The organism is Butyrivibrio sp. AE3004 (assembly GCF_000703165.1).
GTDB lineage: Bacteria > Bacillota > Clostridia > Lachnospirales > Lachnospiraceae > Butyrivibrio.
In genome coordinates, this window is record NZ_JNLQ01000002.1 from 1,650,531 (window position 1) to 1,671,144 (window position 20,614).

The 20,614-nt window shown below is 37.0% G+C and carries 15 protein-coding genes and 1 other RNA gene; all 16 read right to left on the reverse strand.

The window, feature by feature from the left end; genetic code table 11:
- Positions 1-2: 2 nt before the first annotated feature.
- Positions 3-815 carry a glutamate 5-kinase gene (gene proB, locus BV60_RS0110270; RefSeq protein ID WP_029321504.1) on the reverse strand — a complete coding sequence of 271 codons (813 nt, stop codon included), beginning with the start codon at positions 813-815 and terminating at the stop codon, positions 3-5.
- Positions 816-833: 18 nt separating this feature from the next.
- Complete coding sequence (locus tag BV60_RS0110275; protein WP_029321505.1) at positions 834-1,655, reverse strand: hypothetical protein; 822 nt, start codon at positions 1,653-1,655, stop codon at positions 834-836.
- Between the two features lie 212 nt (positions 1,656-1,867).
- Positions 1,868-2,216, reverse strand: a transfer-messenger RNA (tmRNA) gene (gene ssrA, locus BV60_RS22725).
- A gap of 90 nt (positions 2,217-2,306) precedes the next feature.
- Entirely contained in the window at positions 2,307-2,771 is a 465-nt protein-coding gene (smpB, locus tag BV60_RS0110280; RefSeq protein ID WP_029321506.1) for an SsrA-binding protein SmpB, read from the reverse strand.
- Between the two features lie 12 nt (positions 2,772-2,783).
- Positions 2,784-5,267, reverse strand: a complete 2,484-nt coding sequence (gene rnr / locus BV60_RS0110285; protein WP_051656650.1) for a ribonuclease R — start codon at positions 5,265-5,267, stop codon at positions 2,784-2,786.
- 106 nt (positions 5,268-5,373) lie between these two features.
- Complete coding sequence (gene secG / locus BV60_RS0110290) at positions 5,374-5,616, reverse strand: preprotein translocase subunit SecG (protein ID WP_029321508.1); 243 nt, start codon at positions 5,614-5,616, stop codon at positions 5,374-5,376.
- 109 nt (positions 5,617-5,725) lie between these two features.
- Positions 5,726-7,273: a 2,3-bisphosphoglycerate-independent phosphoglycerate mutase gene (gene gpmI / locus BV60_RS0110295; protein WP_029321509.1), complete on the reverse strand. Its 1,548-nt coding sequence runs from the start codon at positions 7,271-7,273 to the stop codon at positions 5,726-5,728.
- Positions 7,274-7,404: 131 nt separating this feature from the next.
- Positions 7,405-8,385, reverse strand: a complete 981-nt coding sequence (locus tag BV60_RS0110300; protein ID WP_029321512.1) for a hypothetical protein — start codon at positions 8,383-8,385, stop codon at positions 7,405-7,407.
- Between the two features lie 5 nt (positions 8,386-8,390).
- Positions 8,391-11,582 (reverse strand): insulinase family protein, encoded by a 3,192-nt coding sequence (locus BV60_RS0110305; RefSeq protein ID WP_029321514.1) that lies wholly within the window; start codon positions 11,580-11,582, stop codon positions 8,391-8,393.
- Between the two features lie 210 nt (positions 11,583-11,792).
- On the reverse strand, positions 11,793-13,472 hold the full coding sequence (locus BV60_RS21055; RefSeq protein WP_081846645.1) for a DEAD/DEAH box helicase: 1,680 nt from the start codon (positions 13,470-13,472) through the stop codon (positions 11,793-11,795).
- Between the two features lie 154 nt (positions 13,473-13,626).
- A complete protein-coding gene (pgsA, locus tag BV60_RS0110315) occupies positions 13,627-14,163 on the reverse strand; it encodes a CDP-diacylglycerol--glycerol-3-phosphate 3-phosphatidyltransferase (protein ID WP_029321519.1) in 537 nt (178 codons plus the stop codon).
- Positions 14,147-15,586, reverse strand: coding sequence for a 30S ribosomal protein S12 methylthiotransferase RimO (rimO, locus tag BV60_RS0110320; RefSeq protein WP_029321521.1), 1,440 nt, complete (start codon positions 15,584-15,586; stop codon positions 14,147-14,149). Before rimO ends, pgsA begins: the two co-directional genes overlap by 17 nt.
- Positions 15,587-15,603: 17 nt before the next feature.
- A complete protein-coding gene (rpoZ, locus tag BV60_RS0110325) occupies positions 15,604-15,885 on the reverse strand; it encodes a DNA-directed RNA polymerase subunit omega (protein ID WP_029321523.1) in 282 nt (93 codons plus the stop codon).
- Between the two features lie 23 nt (positions 15,886-15,908).
- Positions 15,909-16,532 (reverse strand): guanylate kinase, encoded by a 624-nt coding sequence (gene gmk, locus BV60_RS0110330; RefSeq protein WP_029321525.1) that lies wholly within the window; start codon positions 16,530-16,532, stop codon positions 15,909-15,911.
- 19 nt (positions 16,533-16,551) lie between these two features.
- A complete protein-coding gene (locus tag BV60_RS0110335) occupies positions 16,552-17,439 on the reverse strand; it encodes a YicC/YloC family endoribonuclease (RefSeq protein ID WP_029321527.1) in 888 nt (295 codons plus the stop codon).
- 77 nt (positions 17,440-17,516) lie between these two features.
- Complete coding sequence (locus BV60_RS0110340; RefSeq protein ID WP_051656651.1) at positions 17,517-20,600, reverse strand: hybrid sensor histidine kinase/response regulator; 3,084 nt, start codon at positions 20,598-20,600, stop codon at positions 17,517-17,519.
- Positions 20,601-20,614 lie beyond the last annotated feature (14 nt).

Sequence of the window (20,614 nt, forward strand, 5' to 3'; positions counted from 1 at the left end):
AATCAGTTGTTCTCCTTTGCAACGAACAGCGTTCCAACATGCTTTTTATTGATAATATCGTATAAATAGTCCGTGTTCTTACCATTGGTTATAAGAACATCTACACCTTTTGAGGTTGCAAGCTCAGCAGCCTGAAGCTTTGTTACCATTCCACCTGTTCCTCTGTTGGAACCGCTTCCTTCAGCAAGCTTATATATTGTTTCATCTATATGTTCAACCCTGCTGATAAGCTTGGCATCAGGATATTTTGAGGGATTTTTATCATAAAATCCTTCTATATCCGATAATATAATAAGCTTACATGCTCCGCAAAATACAGCAACTATTGCTGACAACATGTCATTATCCGAGAACAGCTTTTGATCTGATTCGATCTCCACATGGCTTACAGAGTCATTTTCGTTAACAATAGGAATTATGTGATTTTCCAAAAGCGCATCAAATGTATTTTTAAGGTTCTCTTTTCGAATAGGATTCTCAACATCATCATTATCAAGAAGTATCTGTCCTACAAGTCTTCCGTATTCACCAAATAATTTGTCGTATAAATGCATCAGTTCACACTGTCCAACCGAAGCAGCAGCCTGCTTCAATCTCAAATCCTTTGGTTTCTGTGAAAGCCTCATTTTGTTAGCCCCTACAGCAATAGCTCCTGAACTTACAAGTACAACATCATACCCAAGGTTCTCTATTCCGGCTAATGCTCTGCAAAGTAAATCAATCTGGTGAATATTGATCCCACCGTTCTCATTTGTAATAGTAGACGTACCAACCTTTACAACTATACGCTCTTTTCTAATCTTCTTCTGGCTCATAAATAATTCCTGTTCTGTTTAGTTATCTGTATCAACAATTCTGTTAAAGTAATAATCAACGCAGCCTGTAGTATTGTTCTTTAAGTACTTATAATTCACACGGATAATTGTTGTTGAATACATGCTATCTTCACTTGTATTTTTGTTATCATGAACTACAACCTGCTTCTCTCCGCTAAGAACAACCTTTTTATTATTTTTTACCTGTGTCCAGTAAAGAGTAGGTTCAACAATATTGCCGGCTGACACATTCTTGTATTTACCAACTTCTATCGATGTAAGTACATAGTTTTTAGACATGGTTACATTGATCTTACCCTTTGAAAGATCAGTAACGTAATTGGTACTTCCAAGAAATCCCGGCTTTGTTGAAAGCTCATGACCGGCATATGTTGCTTTCGCTATAGGAGTTGTTGCATTAATGAAGATAACATATTCCTGATCATCTACATGAAACTTAAATTTATAAAGCTTAGCTTCCTTAGTATAAAAAGAGAAGCGGTATGTAACTTTGTCACTCTCTTCATCAATATGTCTGTATGTCTTTTTATATCTGAGTTTACTGCTGCACTTGATATTCTTTATCTTTGCATCCTCATCATTTATGGTAACAGACAGAACATTCTTCGCAAAAGAACCGGGTGTAATAGTAACCATACTGTTTCCGGTCTCTTTATAAACAAGATTTCCCTTTTTATTTATTACCTGAGTAGTTTCACTGATATCTACTTTTGAAGCAGCATTAACACTGATTGAATTAGCCGGAACACCACCTACGATAAAGGCTGCGGCAAGAATTGATGCTATAATCCCCTTTAAACTTCTTCCCACTTTTTTCATTTGATCCTCCCTTATGAGCATATATTTTGTGTCTAAAGTACATTCTAACTACAAGTATATGTAATTGCAAGGAAATTTGGCACTTTTCTATAAATGATATTTCCTCATATTTTTACTTTATTCCTCTCGTGCGAGTGCGTATCTATAGCGGAGAGTTTTTATTGATCAACAATCTTCATTAATCTAAAAAGAGGACCTAGTGTCCTCTTATTTAGTGGATTAGAGGGGAGTCGAACCCCTGTCCAAAAACCCATCCCCTGTCCTTCTACTGTCATAGCAGGCTATTGTGGCAAAGCCAATTCCCTCTCATAACCGGAAGTCTGCGCCCTAATATGAAAGGTAGCCCCTGATACGACCATAGCTACGGAGCAATCACCATGTCGTTTCCTGCAAAGTTGACGTCAGTTACTGAATGTGCAGGTGCACTCAGGCTGACGCGCCGCACTTAGGCAGCGAGTGCTAAATTATCTTCAGCGTTTATATTTAAGTTTGAGGTTTAACGCACCATCCTGCGGACAGCTTCTCCAGCTTCAGAATCCCTGTCGAAACCTTTACTAACCCTTATTAAATTGTACATGTGCATAAGCGCTATATTAGTATATAGGCATTTTAAGATAAAATCAACTAAACCGGTGGTATATTTTTATCTTATTATCTAAGACTCACTTTATAATCTCTCATTGCCTCTCTTTGCTGATCTCTCTTAGCAGTAGTTTCTCTCTTGTCATATAGTTTCTTACCTTTTGCCAAACCAATCTGTACTTTAACCTTACCATGTTTAAAGTACACCTCAAGCGGAACAAGTGTATATCCCTGAGCCTGTGATGCCTGATCAAGCTTTCTGATTTCTGTCTTATGAAGAAGAAGTTTCCTCACTCTCAGTGGATCCTTATTAAAGATATTCCCCTTCTCATACGGGCTGATATTCATCCCGCATATATAAGCTTCACCCTTATCAATGCTTACCCATGCCTCTTTTATGCTGCATTTTCCCTGCCTTAAGGATTTAACTTCCGTACCCGCAAGTGAGATACCTGCCTCATATTTTTCTTCTATAAAATAATCATGAAAAGCTTTTTTATTATTTGCAATTAGTTTAATGCTGTCATCGGCCATTGTAGTCTATCCTCATTTTTTCTTCTTTTTCCTTTTTCCCTGAACACTTCTTGCTGCTTTAGAAGTAGCGGACTTTTTATATTTATGCACTTTATATACTTTTCTACCACTCTCGGTAGTTTCTTTGTCACCACCTTTTTTTGCTGCTTTTTCTTTTGATTTGCTTTTCTTTTTTAGAGCAGCTATTTCTTTAAGTATTTCTTTTTCTCTCTTTTTCTTTGACTTTTCAGCACCCTTAGAATGTTTATGCTTTTTTTCTTCTTTCGCAATTTGTTTAATATCATCCTTATCGCTATCAAGTGCTTCAAGTGACAATTTAGAGATCTTTGCAGCTCTCAATTTTGCAGGTGTCTTTTTTTCAGATTTTAGGTTTTTCTTTAATTTATCACCTTTGATTGATTTCTTATCCTTATTTTTATGTTTTTTTCCTTTCACAAGCTTGATGCGGCCTTTATCATCTTCTTCATAATAATCTTCTTCATAATAATCCTCTTCAAAAGAGTCATCATACTCACTTGTATCCTGAGCAAAGTCATCATCTGATACCATTCTGAAGTCTATAGTTTTGCTAAGCCTATCGGTATCATGCACTCTGACCTTCACAGTCTGTCCAAGTGTATATATTTTTCCTGTTCGTTCTCCGACAAGTCTGTAATTTCCTTCGTCAAATATATAGAAATCGTCTTCCATGGTAGCTGCAGGGACCATACCTTCACAGGTATTTGGCAGTTCAACAAACATTCCCCATCCTGTTACTCCGGACACTACTCCTTCAAAGACTTCACCAATATGTGATTCCATATACTGCGCTTTTTTTAATTTATCTGTTTCTCGTTCAGCTTCCTCAGCTCTTCTTTCTGTATCAGAAGAATGTTTTGCTACCTCTTCAAGTATGCCCTGATAATGCTTTATCTTTTCATTGTCCATTCTTCCGCGCAGATAATCTTTAATAATTCTATGAATCTGCAAATCCGGGTAACGTCTTATGGGAGATGTAAAATGGCAATAGTATTTACAAGCAAGTCCATAATGTCCAAGGCACTCAGTACTGTATTTTGCCTGCATCATGCTGCGAAGTGCAATTCTGCTGATTACAGCTTCTTCCTCAGTGCCCTCAATCTTGTCCAAAAGCTTTTGAATTTCAGACGGCCTAATCTCATCTGCTTTTGTATTAAGATGTAGCCCGAGCCTTGATATAAAAGCATTCAAATTAGCTATTTTTTCCATATCAGGCTGCTCATGAACACGATAAACAAACGGTGACTGCATCCAGAAGAAATGTTCTGCTACCGTTTCATTAGCTGCAAGCATAAAACTTTCAATCATAGTTGTGGCCGTATTTGCCAGCCTTAACTTTATATCCAGAGGATTACCGTCTTTATCAAGAATAATTTTAGCTTCAGGAAAATCAAAATCAATTGCTCCGCGCTTTTTTCTTTTTGTTTTAAGTATTTCAGAAAGCTCAGCCATATCTTTAAACATTGGCACAAGCTCTTTATACTTTTCTAACTCTTCTTCGTTTTCATCCTCTAAAATAGCTGCAACAGAAGTATATGTCATTCTCTCATTAACATTTATTACCGTCTCAGCTATCTTATGAGAAATAACTGCACCGTTTGCGTCAATATCCATCAGGCAGCTTAAAGCTAATCTGTCTTCACCGTGATTTAATGAACATATTCCGTTACTTAGTTTATGCGGAAGCATGGGTATAACTCTGTCAACAAGATAGACACTGGTCCCTCTTTTCAAAGCTTCCCGATCAAGCGCAGAACCTTCCTGGACATAATTAGTTACATCTGCTATATGCACCCCAAGATGATATATCCCATTTTCGACCGTTAATGAAACAGCATCATCCAAGTCCTTTGCATCCTCGCCGTCAATAGTAACCATCTGAACATCTCTCAAATCAAGTCTTCCCTGATAATCACCTTCAATCAGATGATCCTTGCATTTTTCAGCCTGATTCATTACCTTTTCAGGAAAACTATGAGGAAGATCAAAGCCTTCTACTATTGAAAGAATATCAACTCCGGGGTCGTTAATATTACCTATTATATCGGAAATCTTACCTTCCGGTTTTCTATCCTTCACCGGGTCACCATAAAAAGTTATGGATACAACAACCTTATCCCCTGTTACAGCGCCTTTAGAGTGCTCTTTTAAAACAAAAATATCCTGAGTGAATTTTAGATTATCAGGTATAACAAATCCAAAGGTATGCCCATCCTGATAAGTACCTACGATTTTATCAATAGCCCTTACCAGTATATTTACAACCCGTCCTTCATCTCTCATTCCTCCGTTTTTCTCTTTTTCGTAGGTAACAACAACTTCAACTGTGTCGCCCTGGAAAGCGCCACCTGTATATTCTTCGGGAATAAAGATATCATCCTCTCTTCCCTCAACCTCAACAAATCCAAAGCCTCTCTGATTGGATATAAAAGTACCTGTAATATTCTGTTTTTTTGTCATTATTTTCTTTTTGCTCATAATAGTATTCTTACTCCAATTTGATAATCCGAAAGACTTTTAAATAGTTTTACAAAGTGAAAAAAGGGCACTCTTTGCGAGTGCCCTTCAAGATAAATACCGTTGTTTAAAATACAGTCATATTCAGTACAACACTAAGAACGATAAAGAGTACTGATAATACGATTGTAATTTTCTTAAGAACTCCCTCTTTGGAACGACCCTTAATCTTGCCCCAATAAGTAGTCTCCGCAAATCCCTGAATAGCACCAAGTCCCTGTGTCTTACCCTCCTGAGCAAGTACAAGTGTAACAAGTGCGACACAATCAATAATAAAAATAATTGCCAAAACAATTTTCAACGCTGCCACAAAAACACCCTCCTAAAATAATTCACAAATACATGTTAAAGATAACATAATTTTTGCTAAAAATCAACAAGTATTGTTTTATTGATGCTACAGATTATTAAAATCTGATTTACTTTTTAATAAGAAGAGACTTGCCTGTCATTTCAGCGGGTTGCTCATATCCCATACACTCAATAAGAGTAGGAATAATATCTGCAAGACAACCGCCCTCACGAAGTGTATACGCAGGATCATAGTTTACAAGAATAAACGGAACAGGATTTGTTGTATGAGCTGTAAAAGGCTCACCTGTCTCATAATCAATCATCATATCAGCGTTACCATGATCTGCACAAATGAACATTGTGCCATTCTTAGCTTTTACTGCTTCAACGATTTTGCCAACACATTCGTCAACAGTCTCAACAGCCTTAACAGCTGCGTCGATAACACCTGTATGACCTACCATGTCAGGATTAGCAAAATTAGTTACAACTACATCATATTTATCAGAGTTTATTGCTTCAAGCACTCTGTCACAAACTTCAGGTGCACTCATCTGAGGCTTAAGATCATATGTAGGAACATCCTTAGGGCTGTTTACAAGAATTCTGTCCTCGCCCTCATTGGGTTCCTCAACACCGCCGTTAAAGAAGAATGTTACATGCGCATATTTCTCAGTTTCAGCTATACGAGCCTGCTTCATTCCCTTAGCTGCAAGCCATTCGCCAAAGGTATTATTAAGAAGAACCTTCTTAAATGCAATCTCCTTATTAGGAATGAGCGGATCGTAATCCGTAAAGCATACATATGTAGTATTGATGCGTGTCCCTCTGTCAAACTTATCAAAATCATCATCACAGAAGCAGTGAGTGATTTCTCTTGCTCTGTCAGGACGGAAATTGAAGAAAATGATTGAATCATTATCTTTGATAGTTGCAGTAGGTGCACCATCTTTCATAATAACTGTAGGAATAACGAACTCATCAGTCTTACCATCCTTGTATGTCTGAACCATGCACTCATGTGCGCTATCAGCTTTGTTACCCTCGCCCTTAGTCATTGCATCATATGCAATCTTCACACGGTCGTAGTTGTTATCTCTATCCATAGCATAGTATCTTCCGGAAATAGTAGCCACTTCACCGACACCTATTTCTTTCATTTTGTCCTCAAGCTGCTGAACAAAATCAATTCCTGATTCCGGCGGTGTATCACGTCCATCAAGGAAGCAATGAACATACACCTTGTTAAGACCATTTTTCTTTGCAAGTTCAAGAAGTCCATAGATATGTGTAATATGACTGTGAACTCCACCATCACTTACAAGTCCGTACATATGAAGAGCCGAGTCATTCTTCTTGCAGTTGTCAATTGCAGCCATAAGTCCTTCATTTGTAAAGAAATCGCCATCCTCAATTGACTTTGTAATTCTTGTAAGTTCCTGGTAAACGATACGTCCGGCACCCATATTCATATGTCCGACTTCAGAATTTCCCATCTGTCCGTCAGGAAGACCTACAGCAAGTCCGCTTGCATTACCTCTTACATAAGGATACTCCTTCATAAGACCATCAAGAACTGGTGTATTTGCCATTGCTATGGCATTTCCTTTCGGATTATCATTAATTCCGAATCCGTCCATAATTAATAAAACTGTTGGTTTAGAACCCTGCATATTATTGCCTCCATTGTATAAAAATAATGCTTATATATATATAGAAAATAAGCGATTAATCGGTTTCCACAAAGTAGTATACCCATAAATCGCTTATTTTTCAAATAAACTTTTTCTATATGCTATTTTGATTATTTTAGTTTAGCCTCTAATACCTTAATATGTTCTTTTATCTCTGTTTTATCTTCCTCTGTCATCTTATTTCTATTTGCTCCGATGACGTTATATTCAACTACTTTTATCAGCTGAGATGCTCCCTTACTTAATTGCTCGTCATTATCAAGTTCATTTTGCAAAGATAAAATCGCAATGACAGCGCTTAATGAATTATCAGTTTCATCAGCATCCTTATATAAAAAATCATATAAAGGCCTTTTTACTTCATCTGCAAAAGTCTCTTCTGTATCAAGAAGCACAACTAATGAAAGGAATAAGCATATGAACTCTTCATCCTTACAGGTCACATTAAAGGAATGCTTTTTTACAAGCTCTGACAATCTCATCTTATATCTCTTTTGTCTGGACATCTTCTGAGGCATGCCTGCCATAAGTGAATGGTCATATGCATTTCTCACGTCCTTATCCGTTTTCAAAAGTTCTGAAAAAGCCCACATCAGAGCTGCTGTCGTAGCAGAATCAAGTTCATCGTCCCTGCTGCTCATATGAAGCACGCTTACACGTTCGCTTGCCTCATTATTCTCATCATCAGCCTCCTTAAACTGACGTAAAATCAGAAAATGTACAGCATCAAGCGCGGCATGCAAAATATCTCTTGAAAACACAGGATCCAGATCATCATAAACCCGTGATCCAATACACATAACAGCGATAAATACCGATAAGTCAAAAACGATTTTATTATATGTATCTCTGTCCGCTTCCCTGATACTCCCAATATCCAGGTTCTCATATCCATTATACATTTTTTCAAGCACATGGCTTGTAGACTCGACCATATCCTTTATCTTATCGATATTTTCAATTTGATTTGTCTTCTCAGGCAATAATTCATACGCATAAAGACGAATGGCTGTACTTATCTCAGTAGATTCAGCCTCAAGCAAATCCGCATGGTTATTGAATATTTCTTCTATTTTTTCTTCCTTAATCATGAGGTCTATTTTAGTTTATAGTTTAGGATTTCGTCAAATGCATCCTTATCTTTTTTTATTTTTGCCTCATTACCTGTTGTAGCTATCGCTGCATTTGTAAATATTTTTTCATAACTTTTTGCAGCATCCTCCTGCATTTCCAAATCTGTATTTCGAATATCATTGACTGTATCCACATAGCCTTGTTCATCAACCCCAAGAATATCTCTTCGTATTCTTCTTATAACATCATTCCATATACCTTCCGACCTTGTTTCTTCACCGTAAGCATTTAATATGTACCCTCGGTAATCATCTTTATTCAATTCAGCAGTCTTTATATACTCCGGTATACCTTTTAAAACTTCAATTGAATCTTTTACATTTGGATCAGAATATGTATAGGCATTAAGTTCAAAGCAGCGAGTATTTGCATTGCTTCCTGCTGAGTAAGCTCCCATTTGGAATCTGATCCTGGGAATAACATATTTGTCACTTGCTGCATAAATAAACGGAAGATATGCTCCTCTAAAATCCGGATCATTTCTATAATCCGCATCAAATACTGTATAATTTTGAGATTCTTCTAAAATAATTCCGGTTTTAAGTGCAAATACAGGCAATTGATAAACATCCTTACCATCTTCACCTTCATTTAGTTTTCCTAAAATCTGTGCCGCACTTTTAACAACATCTTCATTCTCAGTTTTATCAGCTGCAGATACAAAAATAAGATTTGATTTTGTAAATACCTTTTTCCTTATTGTATCAATATCCTCAGCAAGCTTATCTAATGTAGACACATCTTTTTGAATACCATCATCGATTTCTGATATATATTTATAAAATTCCGGATCGTGTATATCTAAATCAAATCTTTGTGTATCAGATAAAGTTGTTGTTCCTGATGCCATAGCATAATAATATGCATAATAATATGCATCAGTTTTTGCCAGATTATAGCTTTCGCGATTTTGTGAAATTACATGGCCAATATTAATCTTATCATTTAGATCTGTCTCGATAATAACATTAGTAACCAGCTCAAGAGCCTTATCAAAATCCTGATTTAGTCCTCTCCACAATACTTTAAGCATGGGCCTGTGATATTCTTCAGAATCATCTGTAGGATAAAATAATCCATGCGAAAAGCCATTCAAGTACTCGCTCTCAAGGAGCCCTAGTTCATCCTTGTTATATTTCGAAGTACCGACCTCAAACATAAAATCCATGTAAAGCATAAGAGTTCGTATTTCTTCCTTAGACAGCTTACTTAGATCAAAATAGAGTTCATAATACCCACCTTTTTTTGCATCCACGTCACCCAGATAATAAGTAATACCATCCTCTTGTCTTTTTTCAAATGATGCAGTTTTATATTCAGGTAATTTCTCGATATCTATCAAAAAATCGTTATTCGAAAGTTCCTCCTGATTCCACTCATTAAATTCATTGGTTTTCTCTACCAACTCAAGGATTTCTTCCTCTGTCATTTTTTCCTTTTTAGTTTTAAGATATTCCTGCAGCTCATTATCATGTTCTTCTGCAAGACCCGGCTTAGGTATAGAAGCTACCAGTACACTTCTTGCGGGATTCTTTATACTCTCCGCGAGCCTCTTAAAGTTTTCCTGATCGGTATCAGCAATAAGCTCATCCAGTATTCTTTCATATTCTTCGTAATAATCCACTTTACCGGTTATCGCCCAGTAATCGTTAAACACTCTGCTAAGATTAACCCCAACATTGGAGGCATCTCTTATGAACACTGTACTAAGTTCAGTATACTTAATATCAGCCTCAAATATTTCCTTGGAAACCCCGTTTTGTGCCACATCATCAATAGTATATTTAGCTATTTCTTTTAACGTCTGCATCTGATCTTCATTTGCATAATCCATTGAAAAAATAAGAACAGGCTTTTGTAAATCGGTCATTATTCCAACAGATACAGGATTAGATATTCCCTCTTCGAGAAGTTTTTTATTCATACAGGATGAATCATTAGATAAAACAGTTGTTAAAAAATCCCACTTCAAAAGATCGTCAGGATCAGCGTCCTCCAAGTCAATTGCATAAAAAATTCTGCCACTGTCAGTGACTGAATCTCCCTCATATGCAGGTATATATTCGACTTTTTCAACATACCCGTCTTCAGTACGAGGATCCTTGTACTCACTTAAATCAGTTCCATAAACTTCATATTTTGATAAATACTCTTCATCAAGGAACTCCAAAAATCTGTCAATATCAAGATTTCCATATAGTGAAATGAGACTATTATCAAAGTGATAGCATCTTTCATAGGTTTCAATTGTATGCTCATAAGTCAGGTCATCATAGTGGTATTCAGACATTCCAATCATATTTGATGCAATCTGATTTGGAAACAGATTGTCAAGTAATACATTTATTGAACAGTTATTTTTATTAGTAAGAAAGCCATAGTCTTCTGCATAAACAGTTCCATTTATTGTAATATCGCCTTCCGGATCGGCCAACTCAAGCCTTATAGCTTCTCTGTCGAATATCTTTTCATCCTTCAAAATATCAGGTTCAACCATGCAACTCATATATGCATCCATCATGGTCATCAACTGATCCTGACTCATCGATGAAACAGGATAGTATGTAGTAAGTAAATCAGTATGAGCATTAACGTAGGTATTATAGGATTTATTTATAATATCAAAGAAAAGATTCTTAGAAGGATACTTGGCAGAAGATGAAAGAATAGCATGCTCAAAGACATGGTTTGTATCAGTTTCATCTATATAAGGAGTCCTGTAAGCAATGCAGAATGACACTTCCGGATCGGAGTTCTTTGTATAAACCAGATCTGCTCCGCTCTTTTCATGCTTGAAAGTATAGATATCTGAGCTTAAAAACCGGCTACTGTACATATCATTTAGTTTAAACCCATGATATGTCTCACCTACTACCATTTCACTGTCAATTTTATCATCAGCGTCATCGGCTTCTGCAGAATCGTTGTTTTCTTCTGAATCATCAGTTTTAACAGAATCTTCAGCTTCTTCTAAATCACCGGCTTCTACTGATTCGTCGGTCCCTGCTGAATCATCCTCTGAATTTTCAGTGCTTTCCACAGCATCCTTTACGGCCGAGTCTTTTTTATCAGACAAATCCTTTGATGGTGCTGCTGTGCCGCATCCAACAACCAGACTAAGTGAAATAAGAGTTGCAATTATTTTTTTCTTCATTAATTATTCTCCCCTCATACATTTTCAATAATATATTGCAATAACCGATATTATTTTAACTTTTCAAAATCACTATAATTTTAACTTTGACAAAAATCGCTCTCAATTAAATGTTTATTAACTTTTTATTACAAAAAAATAAGTTCAAAATGAAAAAACGCTTCAAGGAACAATATGATCCCTTGAAGCGTTTACTCTTTAATGTATTTTTTACTTTTCTTTTCTTACACCAAGCTTCTCTGTTCTTGGTCTGGCATTTCTTCTGAACTTATCGGCTGATGCTTTCTTATGCATAGCTGAAGCATCTCTCATACCGCGATCCTTGTTGTACTTGCCATCACGATTTCTTCCGTATCCTGAACCCTTTCCATCTCTTCTGCCTTTTCCATCGCCTCTTCCCTGACCGTCTCTTCTGCCATGTCCGTCTCTTTCGAATCTGCCACCTTTACCATCTCGTCTGTCTCTATTTTTCTGTCCTCTGTAAAGATCTCGCTTTCTTGGCTTCAAATCAAGTTCTTCAGGAGCTTTGCCCATCTTAAGTCGCATAAGACCTGCTGCAAGCTGTTCAATGGAATACTCATCCTCTGCCACCTTGTCATTTAAAAACTCAAGACAGTCTGTAATTTCACCTGCCTCAATAAGATCAATGACCTCAGTAAAAAGCTTTCTGGCTTTTGCTCTGGTTATTTCCTTCGCTGAAGGCACATCGCCCTCTTCTATTTTTGTATGGCAGATGCGTTCAATATCTCTGAGCTTATACATTTCTCTGGGAGATACAAGTGAGAACGACTGTCCGCTCTTACCTGCACGTCCTGTACGTCCTATTCTATGAACATAATATTCAATATCTTCAGGAATATCATAATTAAAAACAGCAGTAACACCGCTTACATCAATTCCTCTTGCTGCAACATCCGTCGCAATAAGAAAATCCGCCTGGCCAAAGCGAAAAAGATTCATAACGGTATCTCTCTGGAACTGTGAAAGATCTCCGTGAAGTCCTTCTGCTCTGTAGCCTTTGTTCTTAAGTATTCCTGTAAGTTCATCAACCTTTCGTTTAGTATTACAAAATACCAGGCTCCTTACCGGTTGATGATATTCAATAAGTCTTGTAAGTACCTCCTCCTTATAGTTTGAAGGCACTACATAATAATACTGTTCAATTGATTTAACAGTAATCTCCTTGGGCGTCATCTTTATATATTCTGCATCATGCTGATATTTTCTTGTAATCTGCAAAATAGGCTCAGGCATGGTAGCTGAGAAAAGAGCTGTCTGTCTTTCTTCAGGCATTCCCTCAAGAATTGTTTCTATATCATCTCTAAATCCCATATCAAGCATTTCATCTGCTTCATCCAAAACAAGAACACGTACATCCGCCATTTTCATCGTATGTCTTCTCATGTGATCCATTACACGTCCGGGTGTTCCTACAACAATCTGAACACCTGAAGAGAGCGCACGTATCTGCCTTGAAATATCCTGTCCTCCGTATACGGGAAGTACTTTTATTCCATGCATATATTTACCAAAACTTCTAAGATCATCAGCAGCCTGCATGGCAAGCTCTCTTGTAGGGCATAAAACAACCGCCTGTAAATGTTTATTAGTGGGATCAACCTTTTGAAGAAGCGGGATTCCAAACGCTGCGGTTTTTCCGGTTCCGGTCTGAGCCTGTCCAATTATATCTACACCTTTCATCATTACCGGAATAGCAGCTTTCTGGATTGGAGACATATACTCAAATCCCATCTCTGTAATAGCACGAAGCACTCTTTCATCAATTCCTTTTGCTTCATCATATCTTACTCTCTGCTCTTCCCTGTTGCCGGTTACAGCTTCAGATATTCCTTCAATATTCTTCTTAATTTCTTCCAGTATATTAGACATAAAACCTCTTTCCTTTTTATTGAAAAAAAATGAGGACGTACATTAAATGTCGTCCCCAAATTAAAACATTCAAATTACACAATTGAAAACTATATCATCAATTGCGATTTCCCACAACTATAATTTTTAAATATCAATAAATTCGATTATCAAATTACATATCGCCGCTCATAACATCTTTATTTTTTATAATATAGTCACAAAGTGAAATTATGGTAAGAGCAAGCGCAATATACATAATGATAGTAGTAACAATTTGAAGCTGAGGTATATTAACTATCATCAAAATTACCATAAACATCTGGAAAGTAGTTTTAAATTTTCCCCAATAGCTTGCAGCAATTACTCTTCCGTTCTCAACTGCTATAAGTCTGAAACCACTTATGATAAATTCTCTGGCTATTATTATAACAACTATCCAGGAAGGAATTCTCCCCAGTTCAATAAGACAGATCATAGCGCTGCAAACAAGAAGTTTATCAGCTAGAGGATCCATGAATTTTCCAAAATCAGTTACCAGGTTATATTTCCGGGCAATTTTTCCATCCAAAAGATCTGTAAGAGATGCAATTACAAAAATCACCAATGCAATCCATTTATCAGCTTCTCCGAATATATTTGCTAATAAAAAAAGTACAAAAAACGGAATTAAAATAACTCTAAAAACAGTAAGTTTATTTGGTAAATTCATTTTCATCTTCATTCCCCTCCACTAATTCCCCAATTAGGTCATAATCATTTGATCCGGTAATACGTACACTTACAAAACGGCCGCTCATAAGATCATATGGAACATTCATAATAAACAAATATCCATCTACATCAGGTGCATCCATGTACGTTCTTGCAACATATGTTGCGCCGTCATAATCTTCATCTTCATCATCTGTAATTTTTCCTTCTATTACAGCACTGACTATATTTCCGATTCGTCCCCTTGCAGCATCAAACGCTATTTCCTGTTGCAATTCCATTATATCATCTCTTCTGCTTATCTTCACCTCTTCGGGAATCTGACAATCCATCTCACCGGCCACTGTATCCTCTTCCTGAGAGTAGGTAAAGCACCCCAGTCTGTCAAACTTCATTTCCTTAACAAAAGAAACTGTTTGTGCATGGTCCTCATCTGTTTCTCCGGGAAATCCTGCTATAAGAGTAGTTCGCAGGCAAATATCCGGAATTTCCTGTCTGATATACTTTATTCTCTCAGTAATCTCAGCCCTGTTAGTCCGTCTTCCCATCATTTTTAGAACATTATCAGAACCGCTTTGAATCGGTATATCCAGATAATTGCAAACCTTTGGCTCATTTTTTATAGTATCAATAAGCTCATCCGTTATCTCCTCAGGATAACAGTACATGATTCTGATCCATTGAAGGTCTTCTATCTGAGCCAGTTTATGCAATAGCTCCGGCAGTTTTTTTTCACCATATAGATCAGTACCGTACAAGGTTGTTTCCTGTGCAACCAGTATAAGCTCCGTTACCCCCATGTTAACAAGCGATGTCGCTTCCAAAATCAGCTCTTCCATTGGGACGCTTCTGTAACGACCTCTTACCTTTGGAATTACACAATAGGTACAGTTTTTATTGCAGCCTTCAGCGATTTTTAAATAATTGAACTGTCCTCCGGTGGTCTGTATACGTTTCCTGTTGCCAACAGGCTTTTTATCCAGAGTATCGAGGTACGCCTTTTCTTTAGATTTAGAAGCGTTATCTGTCTTACTGCTTAAAGAATCTGCCGCTACATTATCAGTTTTTTCTGAAAGAACCGAGTCCAAAGCTTCTACAATATGCTCAACAGAAGCAGTTCCTATAATCCTGTCCACCTCGGGTATTTCTTTTAAAACTTCCTCTCTGTAACGCTCAGCAAGACATCCGGTAACAATAAGTGCTTTGTATTTCCCGCTTTTTCTATATTCCCCAAGTTCAATTATAGTATTAATGCTTTCTTCTTTTGCATCACCAATAAAGCAGCATGTGTTAACCACTGCTGCTTCTGCTATTTCCTCATCATCTGTAAATTCATGCCCCCGCTGTGACAGCATGCCGAGCATAACCTCAGAATCGACACGATTTTTGTCACAGCCAAGAGATACAAACAAAATTTTCATATATTATACCGAAATAATTATTCCTCAATATTCATTTCTGAATCTGTTTCAATGAGAGATTCCTTCTCTTCATCTGAAAGAATTCTAAGTTTATCTTCATTGAGTTCGTCTACAGCTATAGAAAGAAACTTTTCCTTATCTTTAACTCTTACCATTGGCTCGTCGCCGGCTATAAGCTGTCTTGCTCTCTTAGCTGTTGCCATAACGATGGAATATCTTGAGCTGATAATAGGCTCATTACCTTCCTCTACGTCCTTATTAACTACCTTCATAAGATCAACATATGATGGATGTATCATGTTATTCCTCCATTTAAAAAAAATTATTTAAGTTCTGACAGCTGCTTCTGAATTCCCTGAATAAATTCTTTATTTCTATCAGGAGTATAATGAGCAGCTTGAATTATCTCATGCATTTCTTTAACACAAGTATCAAGGTTGTCATTGATTACTATATTATCATACTCGTCAATACCCTGTCCCTCTTCTTTTGCACGAAGAAGTCTTCCGTGAATAACATCCTCCGTTTCAGTCCCTCTTCCACGGAGTCTTTTTTCAAGTTCTTCCACAGATGGTGGCATTACAAACAGCAGAAGTGCCTGAGGATATTTTTTCTTAATCTGAAGTGCACCCTGTATCTCAATTTCAAGGATTACATCTTTGCCGTTGTCAAGCTTTTCCTGAACAAATTTTTTGGGAGTACCGTAATAATTCCCCACATAATTAGCATGCTCGATAAGGCCGTCCTCTTCTATAAGCTTTTCAAATTCTTCCTTGCTTACAAAAAAGTATTCTCTGCCGTTTTCTTCTCCGGGTCTGGGATTTCTTGTTGTAGCTGAAATTGATAATTCATAATTATCGTATCTTTTGATCAGCTCCTTCATTATTGTTCCTTTTCCTGCACCGGAAAAGCCTGAAACTACAACTATTATTCCTTTGTTATTCATATAATAATCTCTTCCTGTCTTACTCTATATTTTGAATCTGCTCACGAACCTTCTCAACATCGGTCTTCAGACTTATACCCTTATCCGATATCTCAAGATCCGTAGATTTTGACAAGATAGTATTAGATTCTCTGTTCATCTCCTGTGCAAGGAAGTCAAGTTTTCTACCAATTCCTTCCTTATCATCGCCCTTATTTAGAGCATCCCTCATAGCTTTAATATGACTTCTCAGTCTTACAAGCTCTTCATCTACACAAACTTTATCAGCATAAAGAGTAACCTCCATAATAAGTCTGTTTTCATCAACAGATTTATCCTCGAGAAGCTCTTTTACCTTATCACGAAGTCTGTTTCTGTATTCTTCGATAATAACCGGCGATCTTTCAGCGATAAAGTCTACACTTTCAAGCATTCCGGCAAGCTTTTCATCCAGGTCCTTATGCAGGAATTCTCCTTCTTTCTGTCTGGCAGCAGCAAATTCCTCACCCGCTTTGTCTATTGCCTTTTTCAGAGTGCCCCACATCTCATCCTCATCCAGTTCTGCATCTTCCATACTGAATACATCCGGATATTTTGAAAGAGCAGAAACACGGATATCATTATCAATTCCAAAATCTGCAGACATCTGTTTTAAATAAGAAAGATACTCGGCAGCTATCTCTTTATTGTATCTAACCCTCGTATCAGTCTCGGAAAAATCTTCATATGTTATAAAAACATCGACTTTTCCTCTTTTTACGTAATTCTTAAGTTCATTTCTTATTTTGGATTCAAGAGCATTGAACTTTTTTGGCATCTTGATATTTATATCAAGATAGCGGTTATTAACGGATTTCATTTCAACCGTAAACTTATGTTTCTCATCGGCAGTTTCACATCTGCCATAACCCGTCATACTGCAGACCATAATTCCTCACATTCTAGCTGCAAAATGCAGCGTTTATTATTATAAATAACCATATAGTTTATTCTATCACAAAAAAGTTATTCCTGTATCAGATTTTCCAATGTCTCAAAAAGAACTTCCGGCTGAACCGGTTTACTTAAATGTGCATTCAAACCGGCCTGAAGACTCTTTTGAACATCTTCATCAAAAGCATTTGCGGTAAGCGCAACTATCGGTATTGTTTTAGCATCCGCTCTTTCAATTTTTCTTATATTCATTGTTGCTGTTAGTCCATCCATTTCAGGCATTCTCATATCCATCAAAATTGCATCATAGTAGCCCTCCTTACTTTCTTTAAACATATCAAGAGCAATTTTTCCGTTTACTGCCAGCTCAGATTCAATTTTTCTTAAAGCAAGAACCTTCATAAGAATTTGAGAATTTACGGCCATATCTTCTGCTATCAGAATTCTTTTACCTTCAAGATCTGCTTTTTTTACTTCTTTTACCTTTAAGACGTTCTTTCTCTTAAATGCATTCCTGATTTCTTCAATCAAATGTCCCGCAAGCAAAGGCTTTGCTATAAAACTGTCAACGCCTGCTTCAAGTGCTTCATTTAATACCTCATCCCAATTATATGCTGTAAGGATTATAATAGCAGATTCGTCTCCAATAATTTCCCGTATTTGCCTTGTTGTCTCTATGCCATCCATTTCAGGCATCTTCCAATCCACAATTATCAGATTATACGGTTCTCTTCTGGCATGGTGAAGTTTAATCATTTCAATGGCTGCTTTACCTGAAAGAGCAATCTCCGTATTGATTCCCGCCTGCCCAAGAATAAGTCGTGCATGATCCAAAGCGACCTGATCATCATCTATTATAAGAACATTCATGTCCTGTGGACGAATTTCGATTTCATTGTCGTAAGTATCATTTTCCCTGTCAGAATCAATAACAGTAACCGTAACAGTAAAAGTTGTTCCTACTCCTTTCTTACTTTCAACACTTATCTTACCATTCATCATTTCGATAATGCTCTTTGATATAGCCATTCCCAGACCGGAGCTTCCATATTGATTTGATGTGCCGCTGTTTTCCTGACTAAAGGTATCGAAAAGTTTAGGTAAAAACTCCTGGCTCATACCAATGCCTGTATCACTTATTTTAAATTGTATCGAGGACTTTCCATCAACCCCGGCTATTTTCTCAATAGAAAAATCAACTTTGCCACCTGTATTTGTGAATTTAACCGCATTGCCGAGAATATTTACAAGGACCTGTCTTAGCTTGATGCTATCACCTATATAATAATCACTAAGCTCTCCCTTTATATTGCAATTATAATCAAGTCCCTTATCCTGACACTGACTGCTGAAAATAATATTGATCTGTTCAATAAGTTGTGAAAAAGAAAACTCTTCATTCTTGATCACCATTCGGCCGCTTTCTATCCTTGACATGTCGAGAATATCATTTATAAGACTGAGCAGATGCTGAGCTGAAGAACCGATTTTTTCAAGATAATCCTTTGCCTGCTCGGTAAGATTCGGTTCGTGAAGAGCAAGAGTATCCAGTCCGATTATCGCATTCATCGGAGTTCTTATCTCATGGCTCATATTTGATAAAAATACTGTCTTAGCTTTACTTGCTTCTTCAGCAGCCTTTAATGCATCACTAAGTGCCTGGTTCTTTGACATGTTATCACGCATTTCGAGATCAATATCAGTAAATCCTACACCGACAGCATGTATGTCACCTTCATCATTTTCATCCGATTGCGTTACACCTGCCATACGAAGCATTTCATAGCTTTCTTTACCATCTTTTATTACAAGATATCTGTAGGCTATAATCGCTTCATCCTCCAGATTCTTCTTTATGTTTTCAGGTTTTATAAAATCCAGAAAACCTTCAAGATAATCCTTACCGACATAATTTGAAGCATATTCCTTAAAGGCTGTTGAGTATTTAAAGTGTTCTCCTTCCTTAACATCATTATAATAATTAGAGTCACTTCTATAGCAAACCCCGTCGTCCTTATCAAGATCGATATAGTACACACTCCTATAGTCCGAAGCCAGAGCCGTAATCATCTTATCCTGCTGTTTACGCTTCTCCTCCTGTTCGAGCAGTTCATCCTGAAGACTTATACGTTCTTCCAATTCCTGTTGAAGAACTTCAGAGGTTTCTTTTTCAAGCATCAGTTTGTCGTTCTTTCTGATCTGAATAACAAAAATAATAAATACAGTCGTTAATACAATAGCAATCAAGCCTGACATAAAAAGACTGCGAAAAACTATACCATTTGAAATGGTTTTTATCTGCTCACTTATAACACTTTCTCGTATAAGATATGTCAGTATCCAATCAGTTTTGTGAACAGGAATATATGTAAGTGTCTCCTTTATACCATTATAGGTAAAAGATACAACGCCTCTGTTTCTGTCAGTAAAATCATTACTTATTTTTTCAACACTGTATCCTTTTTCAAATTCTGCATTCTTAAGTGCATGGATAAGATTGCTCTCACTTGCAAGCCCTCCTAAAACAATATTGGTAAGAGACGTTCCGTCTGTCGTATATATATTGCAGAAGGTGGTACTGTTATTTGATCCTCCAAGCGACAACCCTTCCAGAAATATACTCATGTCCATTTCCATGAAGCATGCAAGCAAAGTATGATTTTCAAATGGAAGCCTGTCGACCGGTATGGCCACTATTAGCTTCATATCTTCTTTTTTTGACGTTTTTATTGAAATCTCAGGCCCGGAAAGAGTCTGATAATCGAAATCATATTGGTCTATATCTGTTCTTGTTCCCTTTGATGTGTATATAAGACCGTTTTCATCAACAAATGCAAATTTTTCCAGATTGTAAAGCTGTTTCATTCTTATCTGATAATCCTGAAGGGCCTCAACACTTTCAAGGTCACTTTTCCCGATCAGACCGGTAGCAACCTTTAGATTACTTATATATGTATTTAGTGTTGCAGTTACAACCTGTTCTCTTCTTGCCGCAAGTTCATCAAGATAGAGCAGACTGACATTTCTTACAGCTGCTTCTGTATCCGAGCTTGCACTTCGTCCGTTAAATATAGTCCCGAAAACCAATATAAATGCAACGATTATTCCGCTGATGATTGCGATTTTAATCAAATTATTACTGTTTTTTACTTTCATATCCCCTCCAAATT